14 protein-coding genes are annotated in these 16,264 nt (G+C 51.3%); 2 read left to right on the top strand and 12 right to left on the bottom strand.

Annotated features, from left to right (window positions below; genetic code table 11):
- Nucleotides 1-4: 4 nt before the first annotated feature.
- The 8 genes from HRQ63_RS01865 to HRQ63_RS01830 form a co-directional block, all read right to left on the bottom strand.
- Nucleotides 5-604 carry a biliverdin-producing heme oxygenase gene (locus HRQ63_RS01865; RefSeq protein WP_172238275.1) on the bottom strand — a complete coding sequence of 200 codons (600 nt, stop codon included), beginning with the start codon at nucleotides 602-604 and terminating at the stop codon, nucleotides 5-7.
- 223 nt (nucleotides 605-827) lie between these two features.
- Nucleotides 828-1,397 (bottom strand): GNAT family N-acetyltransferase, encoded by a 570-nt coding sequence (locus tag HRQ63_RS01860; RefSeq protein ID WP_229714038.1) that lies wholly within the window; start codon nucleotides 1,395-1,397, stop codon nucleotides 828-830.
- Nucleotides 1,398-2,991: 1,594 nt separating this feature from the next.
- On the bottom strand, nucleotides 2,992-3,444 hold the full coding sequence (locus HRQ63_RS01855) for a chemotaxis protein CheW (RefSeq protein ID WP_172238272.1): 453 nt from the start codon (nucleotides 3,442-3,444) through the stop codon (nucleotides 2,992-2,994).
- A 102-nt stretch (nucleotides 3,445-3,546) separates the two neighbouring features.
- Nucleotides 3,547-4,386 (bottom strand): rhamnulose-1-phosphate aldolase, encoded by an 840-nt coding sequence (rhaD, locus tag HRQ63_RS01850; RefSeq protein WP_172238269.1) that lies wholly within the window; start codon nucleotides 4,384-4,386, stop codon nucleotides 3,547-3,549.
- Nucleotides 4,387-4,878: 492 nt separating this feature from the next.
- Nucleotides 4,879-6,156, bottom strand: coding sequence for an L-rhamnose isomerase (gene rhaA / locus HRQ63_RS01845; protein ID WP_172238267.1), 1,278 nt, complete (start codon nucleotides 6,154-6,156; stop codon nucleotides 4,879-4,881).
- Nucleotides 6,153-7,631: a rhamnulokinase gene (rhaB, locus tag HRQ63_RS01840; RefSeq protein WP_172238263.1), complete on the bottom strand. Its 1,479-nt coding sequence runs from the start codon at nucleotides 7,629-7,631 to the stop codon at nucleotides 6,153-6,155. Before rhaB ends, rhaA begins: the two co-directional genes overlap by 4 nt.
- Before the next feature lie 209 nt (nucleotides 7,632-7,840).
- On the bottom strand, nucleotides 7,841-8,563 hold the full coding sequence (locus HRQ63_RS01835; RefSeq protein ID WP_172238260.1) for a YebC/PmpR family DNA-binding transcriptional regulator: 723 nt from the start codon (nucleotides 8,561-8,563) through the stop codon (nucleotides 7,841-7,843).
- A gap of 123 nt (nucleotides 8,564-8,686) precedes the next feature.
- Nucleotides 8,687-9,109, bottom strand: coding sequence for a hypothetical protein (locus tag HRQ63_RS01830; RefSeq protein ID WP_172238258.1), 423 nt, complete (start codon nucleotides 9,107-9,109; stop codon nucleotides 8,687-8,689).
- 237 nt (nucleotides 9,110-9,346) lie between these two features.
- On the opposite strand from HRQ63_RS01830, the gene HRQ63_RS01825 reads away from it, so the two are divergent.
- On the top strand, nucleotides 9,347-10,555 hold the full coding sequence (locus HRQ63_RS01825; protein WP_172238255.1) for an MFS transporter: 1,209 nt from the start codon (nucleotides 9,347-9,349) through the stop codon (nucleotides 10,553-10,555).
- Nucleotides 10,556-10,680: 125 nt separating this feature from the next.
- Here the strand turns inward: HRQ63_RS01825 and HRQ63_RS01820 are convergent, their stop codons facing one another.
- The gene (locus HRQ63_RS01820) at nucleotides 10,681-11,400 is read right to left on the bottom strand and encodes a general stress protein (RefSeq protein WP_172238252.1); all 720 of its coding nucleotides are present in this window, start codon (nucleotides 11,398-11,400) and stop codon (nucleotides 10,681-10,683) included.
- A 207-nt stretch (nucleotides 11,401-11,607) separates the two neighbouring features.
- Between HRQ63_RS01820 and HRQ63_RS01815 the strand changes: the two genes are divergently transcribed.
- Nucleotides 11,608-13,260 (top strand): putative bifunctional diguanylate cyclase/phosphodiesterase, encoded by a 1,653-nt coding sequence (locus HRQ63_RS01815; RefSeq protein ID WP_172238249.1) that lies wholly within the window; start codon nucleotides 11,608-11,610, stop codon nucleotides 13,258-13,260.
- A gap of 96 nt (nucleotides 13,261-13,356) precedes the next feature.
- On the opposite strand, the gene HRQ63_RS01810 is transcribed toward HRQ63_RS01815, so the two are convergent.
- The 3 genes from HRQ63_RS01810 to HRQ63_RS01800 form a co-directional block, all read right to left on the bottom strand.
- A complete protein-coding gene (locus HRQ63_RS01810; RefSeq protein WP_169833783.1) occupies nucleotides 13,357-13,512 on the bottom strand; it encodes a hypothetical protein in 156 nt (51 codons plus the stop codon).
- Nucleotides 13,513-13,605: 93 nt separating this feature from the next.
- Nucleotides 13,606-14,214, bottom strand: coding sequence for a DNA-3-methyladenine glycosylase I (locus HRQ63_RS01805; RefSeq protein ID WP_172238246.1), 609 nt, complete (start codon nucleotides 14,212-14,214; stop codon nucleotides 13,606-13,608).
- Between the two features lie 35 nt (nucleotides 14,215-14,249).
- Nucleotides 14,250-16,232 carry an LTA synthase family protein gene (locus tag HRQ63_RS01800; RefSeq protein WP_172238243.1) on the bottom strand — a complete coding sequence of 661 codons (1,983 nt, stop codon included), beginning with the start codon at nucleotides 16,230-16,232 and terminating at the stop codon, nucleotides 14,250-14,252.
- Between the last annotated feature and the right edge of the window lie 32 nt (nucleotides 16,233-16,264).

Here is a 16,264-nt window from a genome sequence, read left to right as displayed (position 1 = left end):
AGTATTAAGATTGCGTGCGTTCATCGAACCAACGCTCCAACAGACCGAAAGTCTCAAGCGCGGAGCGAACGACCTCATCGCGACTTTCTTCGTTCTGTCCGGCATGGGTCAACAGCTCCCGATAATCTCCCCAACGAGTTCGACTTTCTTCGCCGTAAGCATTGAAGTAAGCCAAACCCGCATCCGTCGAAATCGGCAGCAGGCGCGAAAGTTTCTTCGTGATCATCTGCCCGCCCATCGTCGAACCTTCGATCACGTAGAAACAACCGAGGATCTTTTCCGGCGTCGATAAATCAGGCAGTTCTTTGCAAACCGGAAGCTGTTGAAGTTGATTCCCCGATGTTCCCAACTGGGCAAGATCTTTCTCGAGCATCGGGGTTTTGCGGCGGCTCTCCAAATCGTAAGCGGATGCGGACAAGCCCGGCGATTCTGCCGCTCGTTGTTCTAACGGAGCGATAAAGCCGTAGAACATCTCCAAATAATGCTTATATTCATTCAATTCGATCGTCCCCGCCATGATTGCCGAAGCATAAGGGTTGGCTTCCACCCGATCATGGTAAGGCGCACTTTCGTTTCTTAGGCGCTCCAAGATGTTTGCGGTCATTGATTGTCTCCTTCTGCTGCCGCGCCGAAAAATGAAGCGGCGGCCTTTCAGCCACCGCTTTCCGCACGAAGTTCTTCTTATATAAAATTTTATTTACTGCAAATTTTATTTGTTACAATAGATTGTCCTTTATAAGAATAACCGATTTTCCGGACAAAAAAAAGAGCAGGCCCATACAACAATATGTCATATGGGCCTAAAATATATTTATTTTATAGATTGATCAATATTCATGCCATACGTCTCGGTATTCGTCATTGCGCTTGAACTGAGCCCGAACGTAGGAACAAACCGGGAAAATCATTTTTTCTTGCATCCGCGCCTCTTCCACAAGCCGATCCAATAACTGCTTGGCTACATTTCCGCCGCGGTAGTCAGGGTCTACATAGGTGTGATTCGCCATCCATGTATTCGGTTCCGGTCCTTCGGCATAAGTGATTTCTCCGATAATCCGACCTGCTCTTTTCAATTTGAATCCGGAGGCTTCATGCACGAACTCCGCACCTGCGATCAAAGAAGCTGCCGGCTCCCGATCTTTCCCGGCATCTTTAACCTGCGCGAAGCCCTGTTTGATGCTTGCCGCTTCCGCTTTCAAATCCCCGATTCCCAATTTCAAATAAGATAAGGAAGATTTGAATTTGGCCGGTTTGTCTTTTACCTGTTCCTGCACGCGTTCCATGTTTCCCTTCAACGTATCCATTTCCGTTTTGATGCCGTCCATGGATGCTTTGATTCCGTCCTGCGCTTGTTTGATTTCGTTCATGCTTTTCTTGATCGTTTTTAACATTGCCATCCTTTATGCCTCCTTATGTTGCTTATCTTCTTTTCTATTACCCAAAATCAAGACGAATTTAGAGCTTGCTTAGTGCCGAAAACGAGAAAAATCGTAAAATAAAGCGCTATCTTGCGTGTGTAGAAGCGCGAAAGAGCTGGATGAACGAGATCTGCTTTTACAAACATCTTGATGTTTTTACAGACGTTTTACTTTTCGCTGATCGGGGGTAATATAGGTGCAACACCAACAATACTTTAAAGCAACGGCAACACAAGTATTGCGGGTGCCACTCAAAGACTTTTCCATCATTCATCGAAGGAGGGACAAGTCCGATGGACTAGGGTAAGCGAAGCATATCCCGAACTCTTAAGTTGAAAGAAAGACGCCCGTGAAAACGTCTTTCGAGAGAACGGCTATGCGGGAAACTTAGAGTACTCACCGTAGACCATTGCAGAGGACGGAAGATTGAAGACCGGTCGATAACGAGATCTTACCATCTTGGATTTCGAAGGGAGCAGGATTCCGATGACACAGGTTAGCGAAACGTGCCGATGACCGATTTTCACGCATGAAAAACGTCAGTGAAAACGTTTTTCGTGAGATCGAGGGTACGTGGGAACTCACCCGCAACAAATGAAAGAAGCATCTTCAACCGCCGGAAAAACGCCGAAGCAGCGAAGACCCATTTCGCTCCAAAGGAGAAGATTCCGATGAAACACGTAAGCGAAGCATACTGAGTGGTTTTACGTTCAGAAGGCGTACGTGACAGCACCTTTCTGTAAAATCAGGTATGTGGGAAACTCAGAGTCGCAAGACGGATTTAGTCTAAAATGAACAAGGTAAAGGTGAATAGGCTTTGAAAAAGACCATTGTAGAAGGAAATCGCGATTTCGAGCAGGGAAAGAAGCCTTGCAAAAAAGGAGCATGATTCCAATGCAATAGGTTAGGCAGGCAGTCCTTTGCTTACGCATACTGGACCCGCAAGTCCAGAAGACGCTTAATGCGGGCATTAAGGATGTCAAACCAAAGAGAAACTATTGTTCAGTGGAAACGGCCGTTTCGAGCAGGATTAAGCCTTGCGTGGAAAGGAGCAGGATTCCGATGCAATAGCGAAAGCGAAGCATACCCGTACTTTGACCGCGCTCGATACGAGTTTACGTTCGAATCGAAATAACAATTCGACGAACCGTCTCTCAAGCGCTATACGGTTAATGTACCGGCTCGATTCACACAAAGGAAGGGTGTCCGTGAAAACACTTTTCGTGGAATCGTTGTATGCGGGAACTCACCTGCCATATGCAAACCGACATGGAAACAGTCGCGAAGATGCGACAAGCTCCGAATTTAACGGAGTACGGATGCAAGACCCGGGCAAGAATAAGAATTCGCATTAAAAATAAGAAACAAACCGCTAAACGGTTGACGAAAGCTGTGAAGCATACGCCAATCGGCAAGACTGGAAACCAAAGAAATACGTTCGCCATGTCAAGCATGTGGATTGGATTATCAGGAGGAACGAATAAAATTGAATAATGACCAAAACGAATAGCCCCCCGCAGTCTTGTTGATTCAAGGATGCGGGGGTATTTGTGTGCTTTTTAAGTTTCTTTTGTTATTCTGCGAATAGTCCTTCCTCTTCCAGCATCTCCTGAAGGTCGAACAGCATCACGATTCGATCAGATGTTTTGTACATACCCGTGAAAAACGATCCTTTTCGCTTCCCGCGGCTTTTTCCGTCTCCGATCTGAGGCGCCTCCGCTCCGACTTTCAGCACTTCGGTCACTTCGTCGACGATCAATCCCACATGAAGCCGTCCAAGTTCGATCAACAAAAGTCTTTGCTTGGGGTCGGGAAAGGCTTCTTCGAAACCGAAAGCAAACCGGACATCGAATACCGGCATGATCTTGCCTCGAATCTTCATCATCCCGCGAGTCGCCGAATAATAATCCGATACCGGAACGTTCTCCGGTACAGTCAGAATTTGCAGCACATGCTCGATCGGTAATCCGTACTCTTCCCCTTCGATCTTAAACACGACATACTGCTCCGCATGATCCTGGAACATCCGTTTTGGCCCCTTTCGCCTTCTCGTACACGTTTGTTCTTATTTTACACGAAACGCCCGATTCCGCATACGGGAATCGGGCGCATAATCTTATCGATCGTATCAAACGCTTAAAATACCCGGCCGAGGCGTTACGCCGAATGCTGCCGCAAGGTCGGATAGCTCTTGCTCGGTAATCCGCTGCTTGATCTCATGATGAGCGATCAGCATATAGATTTGTGCCGCCTTCTCGATCGTCTCGATCAAACCGAACGCTTCGTCGATCGATGTGCCCGTTCCGAAAATACCATGCTGCGGCCAAATGACGGAACGGTACTCCTTCATCTTGTCTGCCGTCGCGCGACCGATCTCGCTTGAGCCCGGAACCATCCACGGAATAATACCGATACCGTCCGGGAAGACGACAATGCATTCGGTGCACATTTCCCATAACGTTTTCGTAAACTTGGCTTCGTCGAGATCGTGAATAAAGGTCATTGCCAGCACGTTCGTCGCATGGTTGTGAATCACGACGCGATGATCCGGATCAGCTTTCAGGCGTTCGATATGGCTCATGAAATGCGAAGGCAGCTCGCTCGTCGGCTTGGCATCGTTGTCCAATCCCCACAGCAGTTCCAGCTTGGTGCCGTCTTTGCTTACGCGCAGCACGCCCAGATTGCCGGACGGGTCTTGCAGCACGTTTTTGAAATACTTGCCGGAGCCGGTGACGATAAAATATTTTCCGGCAAGTTCATTGACGGGGAATGCGGGTTCGATTACGCGAATAACGTTGTTGATGTCCAGATACTTGGCAACTTCGGCTTCGTCCAGGATATAGCTGACATTGCCGCCGTTGCGCTCGTCCCAACCGTTACGCCACATATGTTGAGTAATTTCGGACATTTCGCGAATAAAAGGGATTTCGAGTGCTTTCGCTGTTTGTTCGGCGTTGATTGTGCTCATGAGTTGGGCTCCTTTGGGTGCGTGGAGATGGAGCGGCGCTGGGGGCGCTGCGTGGGAGAAGGGTCTACGATCGCGTGTTGAATTTTGATTTTTTGATTGGACTTTTATAAGGTGAAAATCAAAATTCAAAGGCGACCACTTCGTTTCTTCGGCTCCTTCTCCCCCTCCGCTCGGCACGCACGTAAATGGTAGTTTAGGTAAAACAGGCGAAGTCGGAACCTTCGCCTGTCTGAAACTTTGTATTCATTTTCTCATATCCCTTTTTATCCTTCTCTCTATATAAGCTTCTTAGAAGCTATTCAACGTCTGGAGAAAGTCCAACGTGGCTGGAAGCGAGAAGACGGAGAGAAAAATTCAGTGAAAGACGCCTTTGAACGCGGGAAGCTGGAAGCTTCCTGCGTGAGACAGCGGCTTGAACGAATTTTTCTCGCAGTCTTCTCGCCTCCCCCGCCAACGTAACTTTCGAGAGCAGCGGGAATAGCTGCTTAGAAGCTACTGCATTACACTTTGTTGCCCGCGTTTTCGGAGGACTTCTTTTTCGTAGGTTTTGACTTGGGTCAGCCAGTCTTCGCGAACAGGAACGCCGGCTTGATCGCAGAAGTGGTCCCAGATCGCGCCGAACGGGTAGGATTTGAATTCTTCGACGAGAGCCAGACGGGATGTATAGTCTTTTTCGACTTCGATCTGTTTGAGCTGTTCGATCGGCTCAAGCAGGGCGCGCAGAAGTGCTTTTTGGGTGTTGCGAACACCGATGACCCAAGCAGCGATATGGTTGATGCTGCCGTCGAAGAAGTCCAGTCCGATATGGGTGCGCGGCAGCAGATCGCCGCGAACAAGTTCGCGGGCGATTTCCAGCAGTTCGTCATCCATCGTCACGACGTGGTCGCTGTCCCAGCGAACCGGGCGGCTGACGTGCAGCAGCAATTGGTCGGTGAACATCAGGATGGAAGACAGTTTATTGGAAATGACTTCGGTCGGGTGGAAATGTCCGGCATCCAGGCAAACGGTCTTGCCGCGGCTCATCGCGTAGCCCATGTAGAACTCGTGCGAGCCGACGACGTAGCTTTCCGAACCGATGCCGAACAATTTGCTTTCGACCGCATCAATGTTGTATTGCTCGTCGATTTTTTCGGCGAAAATCTCATCAAGGGAATCACGCAGACGCGCGCGCGGCGACCAGCGGTCGACCGGCGTATCTTTGAATCCGTCCGGCATCCAGTGGTTCGTGACGCATGGCTGACCCAGCTCGCGGCCGAAAGTCTCGGCGATGCGGCGGGAAGCTTTGCAATGATCGATCCAGAACTTGCGGATTTCCGGGTCCGTGTGGCTCAGCGTAAAGCCGTCTTCAGCCTTGGGATGGGAGAACAACGTCGGGTTAAAGTCCAGGCCCAGGCCATTTGCTTTCGCCCAATCGATCCAGCCCTTGAAGTGACGCGGCTCTAACGCATCCAAGTCCACTTCCTCGTCCGTATCCGCATAGATCGCGTGCAGATTGACTTTATGCTTGCCCGGAATAAGCGCCAAAGCCGCATCCAGATCGGTGCGAAGCTCGTTCGGCGTCGAGGCGCGGCCCGGATAACTTCCGGTTACGGCAATGCCGCCGCTTAGCGTCTTGTCGCGGAACAAAAATCCTTGTACGTCGTCTCCCTGCCAACAATGAATCGAGATCTTGATATCCGCCAGCTTGGCGAGTGCTGCATCTACGTCGACCCCGTGCTTTGCGTATAACTTTTTGGCTTCCAGATAAGCTTTTTCCGTTGCTTCGCTCATTGTAAAGTCTCCTTCAAAGTCAGTTGGGTGATCCGCTGCCAGCGTTCCGCCAGATCATGACGATCGGCTACCGGGCTTGGACGACAAATATTCGGCGGGAACGAGTCTGCAATAACTTGCCTTGCTTGTGCGATATCCCTCAACGACCCATCCGCGATCAGTTGAACGGCTATATTGCCGATCGCAGTGGCTTCGGACGGTCCTGTCCATACTTCGATGCCCAGCAGGTCGGCCGTCAATCGGGACAACAATCTGTTATTGGAGCCCCCTCCGACGATATGCAGCACCTCGTATTTTTGCCCCGTCAATCGCTCCAGCTCACGCATGGCATCCAAATAAGTCAGTGCCAAACTATCAAAAATACACCTGGCCAGACGTCCCGGCGTATCCGGTACGGGTTGGCCGCTGTCTCGGCAAAACGCAATAATCTCCTCGGTCATGCTCGGCGGATTCAAAAAGCGTTCATCATTGCACGGAACCAGGCTTCGAAAAGCATCTTCGCGCTCGGCCCATTCGGCAAGCTCGGCAAAAGTATGAGACTCCCCGTTTTCGCGTCGAACCTCCTGGATCATCCATAGTCCCATAATATTTTTGAGAAAACGGAACGTACCATATGCTCCCCACTCGTTCGTATAGTTGGCTTTGCGTGCTTCTTCTCCGTTAAGCGGCTCGCTCAGCTCGGCTCCGAGCAGCGACCAGGTACCGCTGCTGATATAAGCCCAGCTTCGGTCAGCTTTAGCCGGTACGCCGACAACCGCGGATGCAGTATCGTGCGTCGGAACAACCACGACCGAACACTCGGGGTAATCGCCTGTTGCCGCCAGTTCAGCTTTCAAGCCTCCGAGGCGGCTGCCCGGCTGCGTCAATTCGGCAAATTGCTCGCGCTTCAGTCCGAGCGCGTTAAGCAAATCCGAATCGAATTCGCGCGTTTGCAAATTTAGAAGCTGCGTCGTTGAAGCATTGGTGGCTTCGTTAATCATTTTTCCGGTCAAGCCATAATACAGATAGTCCGGCACAAGCAGAATCCGATTCGCCTGATCCAACTGCTGTCGGTCATGCACATACAATTGATACAACGTGTTGAAGCTCAACTCCTGAATGCCGGTCTTCGCATAAACGAAATCGCGACTGACCAGACTGCGATGCAAACGGTCGGCGGCTCCGTGAGTACGATCATCGCGGTACGCGTATACATCGTGCAAGCGCTCTCCGGAAGAGTCCAACAAAGCGTAATCAACGCCCCATGTATCGATCCCTAATGTACAGGTGTGGATTCCTGCCGCTTTTGCCTTTTTCAAACCGATCAGAATCTCCTGGAACAATGCGTCGATATCCCAGTAATCGTGACCGTCCTTCTCCATAAAAGCGTTATCAAAACGATGAAGCTCGTTCATCTCAAGCTGTTGTCCGGTGAAGGAAGCCGCTACGAGACGACCGCTGGAAGCGCCGATATCAACAGCGATTGCAATTGTCATTGTTCATTCCTCCGCTGAAGGCAATCTTCTTTACGCTTTTATCCTACCTGTTTCTTGTGGGTGAGTCAACATATACAGACTTTAATTATGTGGTTTTATGTTTGTTTAATCTTTTTTTCGGACATGACTAAAATTTTTTTTGATCTATCAAACAAAAAAAGCGGAGACCCGGACGGGTTTCCGCTTCTTCTTATATAGATCGAGTCGACTTATTCTTCGTCAGAATCGACGTTATGATACACCTGCTGCACGTCTTCGAGATCTTCGATCGCATCGATCATCTTTTCGAAAGCTTTCTCCGAATCGCCATCGAGCGCTACGAACGTCTGCGGGAGCATCGTAATTTCGGCTACGGTGAACTCTTCGATTCCGGATGCGCGAAGCGCTTCTTGCACGGCATGGAATTGATCCGGCGCCGCGTAGATGATGACCGATTCGTCTTCAGTCAGAATATCGCGCGCATCCACGTCCGCTTCCATCAGCAGCTCCAATACTTCTTCTTCATTCTTGCCTTCGATGCCGATTACGGCCGTCTCGTCGAACATATAGGCTACCGATCCGCTTACGCCCAGGTTACCGCCGTTTTTGTTGAATGCGGAACGAACGTCGGAAGCTGTACGGTTTACGTTGTTCGTCAGCGCGTCCACGATCACCATCGATCCGTTCGGACCGAAGCCTTCGTAACGAAGCTCCGTATACGTCTCGTCGCCGCTGCCTTTGGCTTTATCAAGCGCGCGGTCGATGATCGCTTTCGGGACGTTATACGTCTTGGCTCGTTCCAGCACGACCTTCAGGGCGCGGTTCGATTCCGGGTCCGGCTCGCCCTTCTTGGCTGCCACATAAATTTCAACGCCGAATTTAGCATAAACCCGGCTGGTGTTGGCGTCTTTGGAAGCTTTCTTTTCCTTGATATTATTCCATTTACGACCCATATCTATCCCGCTCGCTTTCCATTGATTGGTTATGTCCTGAATTTCACGCTTATTTATTGTAGCGTGAAACGAAGGTTGGAACAAGTCTATATGCCGTTTGTCCGTAAAGTCGCACGTTTTGCGTTACAAGTCGCCGTTCAATTTGTTGAAAGCACGCCGCGCGTTTTTCAAAAAACTCGCCTGACTCTGACGCTCTTCTTCCGAAATCCCGGTTCGCAAAATATGCTCCGTCTCCCCGATCGCCCTGTGCAAACTCTCCCGTAACGCTTCGCGCTCCGCCTCATCCAGCAGCGCCTTCAGTTTATCGGTCACGTTGGGCGTATACGGCATACGATTATACTCTTCGGCGCTCACCGTACGCACGTCGAGATACGTATTTTTCACTTCGATGATGGTACTCGGATTACGCACGTTCTTATCCGTTTCCACGACGACGCATTGATTCACGTGATCCGCATATACATTGGTGATCTTTTGCCGAATTCCCAGCACGCCGCGAATCCGGCTGAATGGAATTCGGTGCACCCGACTGACTTCTTCCGACATGGCTTCCCCTCCGCTTCCGTATCGGCCCTCGCGAACCGGATACTTCCAGCATATCATAAAGAAAGCTAAAAACGAGCAAAAAGCCGTCTCCTTAAGACTGTTTTCATGCAGAAAAAGCTAAGATCCACATTCTCTTGCATTGACAAGAAGTTTCTTTTTCTTATATAGTTGTTTAGACAATTAAATGTTAAAAATTTGATCCGTTTTGCTTTGGTGATATTCGGGAGGACGATTTTTTTGGAAAAAGAACGATTATGGAGCCGTAATTTTTTGACGATAAGCTTCAGCAGCTTTTTTATTTTTATCAATTTTTATATTTTAGCCGTAACCCTACCGGAATACGCGTTGACGCATCTCGGAGGAAGCGCGGACGGGATCGGACTCGTGACCACCGTATTCGTTATCGCGGCCGTCATCTTCCGTCCGCTGACAGGCAAATGGCTGGATGAGATCAACCGTAAAAAGCTGTTGGTTTTCTCCGTCGCCATGTTTGCCGCATGCAGTTTCTTCTATCTATGGGTACCCAATTATTCGCTGCTGCTCGTATTGCGGTTCGTGCACGGGATTTCTTTCGGCATTGCGGCGACTACGACGTCCACAGTGGTGCTTGACGTAATTCCGCGTGAACGAAAAGGAGAAGGCATCGGCTATTTCACGTTGTTTATGAGCCTTGCGATGGTATTTGGTCCTTTTGTCGGGCTATCGGTCTCCGCAAGCGCAGGCTATACCGTGTTGTTCGTATTGATGGTGATCTTTGCTTCGCTGGCATGTCTGTTCGGCGTCATGACTCCGATTCCTCGGCACGAACGAAGACCAAGCGAACTCGGTGCCTGGGATATTAAACGGTTCATCGAATTCCGAGCCGTTCCGGTAGCGGCCGCGGGATTTCTGATTGCTTTTGCATACGGCGCGATTTCTACCTTCATTTCGGTCTATGCCGATTCGATCGGTTTGAAAAGCGTCGCCGGTTATTTCTTCATCGTGTTTGCGGCCATGGTTCTGTTGTCCCGTCCGTTCACGGGTCGTTTGTTCGACCGCCGAGGCGCGCATGTACTGGTGTATCCGGGCATCGCGCTGTTCGCGATCGGCATGATCGCACTCAGCCGGGCGGATTCCGCACTCTTTTTCCTGATCACGGCGGCGATCATCGGACTCGGTTACGGCGCGATCATTCCAAGCTTCCAGACGCTGGCGATCCAATCGGCGCCTGCGCACCGCAGCGGACTGGCAACCGGAACGTATTTTGTCTTTTTCGACCTGGGTTATGGCTTAGGCTCTTATCTGCTGGGCTTGATTGCGTCTTCGGCCGGCTATTCGACCATGTATCTGGTAGGCGGCTTGACGGTGCTGTTATCCCTTGTCGCTTATTACGGACTGTATCATCGGGGAGAACGGCGGAGAATTTCTCTTTCCGCGCAGCGGAAGGCTCAACATTCGTCGATTTGATTCCGAACTCGGGTCATTCGATTCATATTCGCGCAAAAGAAAGAGCGCCGGCCCGATGCCGGCGCTCTTGTCTTATTCCGATACTGCGGGCCTCTTGCTATCTGGGCTTGCGTGCCTTCGCAGCATCAGCGTTTATACGGGCGATCGTTTTGACCGATAATCAGGTTCGAAGCTTCGCGGTTGGGATCGGTCGAGTCCCGGAAGTCTACATCGTCCTTCGGATCATGGCTGGAACGGCCCGCTCGATCAGAATGGGGCTCTTCGCGCAAATGGGCATCGTCCACTCCGGCAGGAGCAACCCTTTCGTCCACGGGTGCCATCCCCGGCGTTCTCGAAGTTCCGTCCGGATCGAAGTACGAAGTGTTATTGGCGCCGTTACGACCGAAAATCTCGTAAATCCGGCTGCGCATGGATTCGTCCGCATCCACCATGACAAGCACATCGCCTTCATGCACTCTTTCATCATAGTATTCAGCTTCCTTTTCCGGAATGCCCAGGCCGATAAAACCTCCGGTCAGGCCTCCGATCCCTGCGCCTACCGTTGCTCCGGCAAGGCCTGCCGCGATAGGTCCGGCTGCAAGAAGCGGTCCGATGCCCGGAATGGCGAGCGCTCCCAGACTTGCGATAACGCCGGCGGCTCCGCCCAATGCACCGCCGGTCAAAGCTCCCGTGGCTATGCCTTCCGGTGCTTTCGTTCCCGTTTCATTGCGAATTTCTTTCGATTCTTTCGCGTCTTTGGCAACGACGGAGATATCTTCCCGATCATATCCGGCTTCTTGAAGGTCATGAATCGCTTGTACGGCTTGTTCTTCATGCGCGAAAGTCGCCGAAATTTTCTTCATCATGTTCGTTTCCTCCCTATGTTGTCGGCATGCCCATTTTTACCCGATCCCGATTAACGTCAAACTTTCCTCAAAAATGGGAACTCCCGATGTCATATTTAAAAGCCCTATCCTCCTTTCTTCCCTTTGCTTAGCCGCTTGCCCATAGTATGATAGGACTATGCAAATTAGGTATCTCGGACAGAAGCGGATGAGGAGGGCTTTTACGGAATGACAGAACTGAAACACCAAGATGCGGACTTTGCCCAGTTCCTTCATGCGCTCGAAGACTGCATCTATGTGATGGACTGGGACGGCGAGCAATTCCGCTATCGGTACGTGAACCGCGCAGCGGCCGTGCTTAGTCAGATCGGATCGGAACATATGGGACGGACTTTTGCCGAAGTGTACGCGCATGAGCCGGAAATGGGCAAGTATCTTCATCATAAATACATGAAAGTCGTCGACGAGCGGGTAAGCATTCGTTTTGACGACGGGACTTTACTTCCAACGGGTGCATTGAGCGGAGAAAGCATCCTGTCCCCGATCTTCGGCGAACGGGGTGAAGTGACTGCGGTTGCCTGCGTGACGCGGGATATGATTACAAGCTCGGAACGCAGACAGCATTTGCACCATTATGCTTATCACGACGAATTGACGCAGTTGTTCAACCGACGCTTTTTATACGAATTTTTGCATAAATCATTCGGCTTGTTCCTGATCGATCTTGATAACTTCAAAAACATCAACGATGCGCTGGGTCACGAGACGGGCGATACGCTGTTGATCGAGGTGGCCCAGCGGTTCCGTCAATCTTTCGGACCTCCTTACGTCATTGCGCGCCAGGGAGCCGATGAATTTATCATTGTGTGCGAGACGCCGATTGCAAAACCGGAAGAGCAGGCCAAACGAATCCTGGAAGTGCTCGATAAGCCTTTCCTGCTCGGCGATCGCCTGATTCGGGTCAGTGCAAGCGTCGGGATTTCAACATCGCCGGAGCGGGCCGAACTGTCCATGCTGCTGCGTCAAGCGGATATCGCTCTCTACTACGCAAAAAGCAAAGGCCGGAATCGCTATCATGAATACAATGAGTCCCTGCGCTATGATCAGGTTGTCAAATTCGACTATGAAATCGCGCTGAACCAATGTATCGAACGCGAAGAGTTGCTGCTGCATTATCAACCGATCTTCGATGCCGCGCGCAATCAGGTTGTGGAAGTCGAAGCTTTGCTGCGCTGGAATCTCGGACATAAGCGTCTTGTTTCCCCGGCCGACTTTATCCCGGTAGCCGAAGAAACAGGCTTGATCGTGCCGATTGGCGAGTGGGTCATTCGTCAGGCTTGCAAAGACCTGCCCAAGATCAGCGAAAAGTTCGGTCCCGATGTACGCGTCGCCGTCAATATTTCGCGCGTGCAGTTTGAGGATGAACATTTTGTCGAGCGTCTGAATGCCATTGTGGCCGAAGAAGGCGTCTCCCCCGAACGTTTCGATTTGGAAGTCACGGAATCGCTGGTCATGCGCAATCTCGAAGAAATCTGCGCGATTTTGGATCAGTTGCGTGCGCAGGGCTATACGATCTCGCTCGACGATTTCGGAACCGGATATTCGTCGCTCGGCATTTTGGCACAAATTCCGATCGATAAATTCAAGCTGGATCGTTCGTTCATCGTCCAGATGAATCCCGCCGTCATCTCTGCTCTGCTTGCGATGGCTCGCGCGATGGATCTCGACGTGGTTGCCGAAGGCGTAGAAGATGGAGACCAATTGATTCAACTGATGAATATGGGCTGCCCGGGCATTCAAGGCTACTTAATCTGTCGTCCCATGAGCGTCGACGATCTTCCGAACATATGGTTCCCGGATATGCAGCATCATGTCGTCTGAGCTTGCGGGTTAAATTTTTCAGGCAAAAAAAGCGGTCAGGTTCGCATCGGCGAATCCTGACCGCTTTTTTTGCACGCTTATTTTCGATTTCATGCCTTAACGGATCAACCCGACTTCCCGCGCCTGTTCTTCGGTCAAAATAAATTGCTCGGTCTCCCAGTATTCCTTGTCCGGCTCCAGGCCGAACATATCGATAATCTTGCTCCAAATTTTCCGCTGCATCGCTTCTTGTTGGGTAATCATGATTTTCATTGACCTTGTGCCCCTTTCGCTATCACGCGACTCCTGCCGCCTTCTTTCTTGATTACCCTGCTCGGGGGCAAGGCGACTCGTCTTCCTGCCGCCTCAATTTTCCGAAGTCGACGGATTCACGGAAGCTTCGCAGTCGCTGCGGAAGCAATCCGTAAGATGGTCGTCGACCATTCCGGAAGCTTGCATCAGGGCGTAGCAGATCGTGCTGCCGACAAAGCCGAAGCCGCGCTTTTTCAAATCTTTGCTTAGGCGATCCGAAATTTCGGTCTTGGCCGGTACGTCTTCGTGACGGACGCGATGCCCGATAACGGGCTTTCCCGACACGAACGTCCAGATGTACGCGTCGAAGCTGCCAAATTCCTTTTGCACGCGCAGAAAAGCTTTCGCGTTTTTGACCGTTGATTCCAGTTTCATCCGATTCCGAATAATCCCGGCGTCCTGCATCAGGGTTTCGATTTTCCCGGCATCGTATTCGGCAACCCATGCAGGATCAAAGCCGTCCATCACTTCGCGGTACCGATCCCTTTTTTTCAGTACGGTATACCAACTGAGCCCGGCCTGCGCGCCTTCAAGCGTCAGCAGCTCGAACCACTTTCGGTCGTCGTGAACCGGTACGCCCCACTCCTCGTCATGATAACGAATATAGAGGGGGTCTTCATTGACCCAGCGGCAGCGAATCGGCTGCGTTGACGGTTGAGTCATGTAAGTCCCTTCTTCCTATTCCGCTCTCCTTCTCGTTATGATCCGCCCAAGCCGCGTTTCGGCAGCACTTTCACGTAATCGTCGGACAGCTTCATTAGTTGCAGAATATGTTCGTAGTCTTCGCGATAAGGTTCGATGTCGGTTATTTTTTCATGCGTGTCGAGCGAAATGGCGGTTCCGTCATCAAAGCCTTCTCCCGGGATAAACAGAACGCCGTCTCCCACGAACGATCCGGTCGGCAGATAATAGCGGATGCCGATCACATTGCGGTCGGTATTAAGCAGATCGCGGCCGAATGCGGTATACGATTCTTGCTCCAACGATATGCCGAGCAGGTTCATCAAGGTCGGCACGAAGTCCATTTGACCGCCTGCCAGCTCGACCGTCTCGCCTTTTTCCACGCCCGGAACGCGGATCGCCAACGGAATGTTGAACCGGCTCGCGTTGGCGTCATAGGAAATGCCGAGCATCGACGATACCCACGCAGGGTCGTTTTCCGCCGTGGACAGTCCGCCGTGATCGCCGTAGACGAGCAGCACCGTGTTGTCCCATAGTCCCTTTTCCTTCAAACCGTCGATCAGCTTGCCCAACGCGTAATCCGTATAGTGTTGAGCATTCAAATACTTGCCGAGCTGCGTGTTTTGCAACCGGTCCGGAATCGCAAGCTGCGGAAATTCTTCCGGCACGTCGAACGGAGCATGGCTGGCCGTCGTGACGAATTGGACATAGAAAGGCGAACCGTCCGAGGTCATTTCGTCGATTTTTTCCAAGCCTACCCGGTACATCTCTTCGTCCGAAGCTCCGAAATTGTTGAATTTGTCGTTGTTGTAATTCGGCTTGTCGTAAAAGTTCTGGAACCCGAGCGCCGGATACAGCTGATTGCGGTCCCAGAACGACGCGTTGTTGATCTGGAACGTGGCGGTCTTGTATCCTTTGTCGCCGAGCAGCCTCGGAGAACTCGGAATCACGCGATCCCCGTAACCGGTAGACATGGCGATCTGCGCGGTCGGATAGATCGAGGTATTGGAGATAAACTCGGCATCCGACGTATTCCCCTGGCCGATCTGCTGATAGATATGCGGGAAATAGAAACTTTCGTTCATCAACGCGTTCAGGTTCGGCGTCACTTCCTCTCCGTCCAGCTTGTAGTGGATCGGGAAGTTCTGGAACGACTCCATCTGAACGACGACCACGTTCATGCCTTCGGCCGTTCCGAAATATGCGGGAGAATCTTCGGCAGCCGTTCCTGCGGAATCGTCCTTCTGCTCATCCTTATACGGGAAAGATTGTTGAAGCTCCTTCACCTGCCGCGCGACCTCTTCCGGGGAAGTCGAAGCGAGAAAATCGCGTTCTTTCCGTTTCTCGATCGCCGTGCTGACTTGATAGTTGATAAAACCGATATTTTCCGCGCGAACGATTTCGTTGCTGATCGCGGAACCCCGGTTGATCCAAACGCCGGACAGCAGCAAGCAGACTACCAGGAGCGCAGACACGACGATCCGGCTCATGCGGCCCGCGGTCCCTCCCCAGGAAGCGCGCGAGCTTTTCGGCGAACCGACGAACGACAAGGTCTTGCGCGATTTCGATCGACGGATTTTTTGTATCCCTAACGGCAGCGCCACGGCCAGCAGATCGGCAAAGAAAATAAAATAAGCAGGCTTGATCAAGCCGCCGACCATATTCCCTACCTCCGGCACCTGACCGAGAGAGCCGAGCACGACATACGTCGGCACGGAGCCGAAGTACGAATGGTAGACCGCCGCAGAAAAGAAAACGGCGGACAATATCAGATTGACTCCCCACGCCACGCCGACCCGCAGCCGACGCGGGAGAATCAGTTCGAACAAACAAGTGACGCCGAGCGCGGTGAACAAATCGATAAATACGCCGCTAAACTCGAAGTCGCCGTAGAAAAATCCGCGCAGCATCAACAGCTTCGCGAACAAAATACTAACCGACGCGAGAAACAAACGATCCGGTTTGCGCGACGGTTTGGATTGGAACGAAAATGGCTTCATGAATGGACTACCTTCTTTGAATAAAGTGTTTT

The organism is Saccharibacillus endophyticus, from assembly GCF_013185185.1.
Lineage (GTDB): Bacteria > Bacillota > Bacilli > Paenibacillales > Paenibacillaceae > Saccharibacillus > Saccharibacillus endophyticus.
This window is presented reverse-complemented; position numbering and strand designations above follow the sequence as displayed.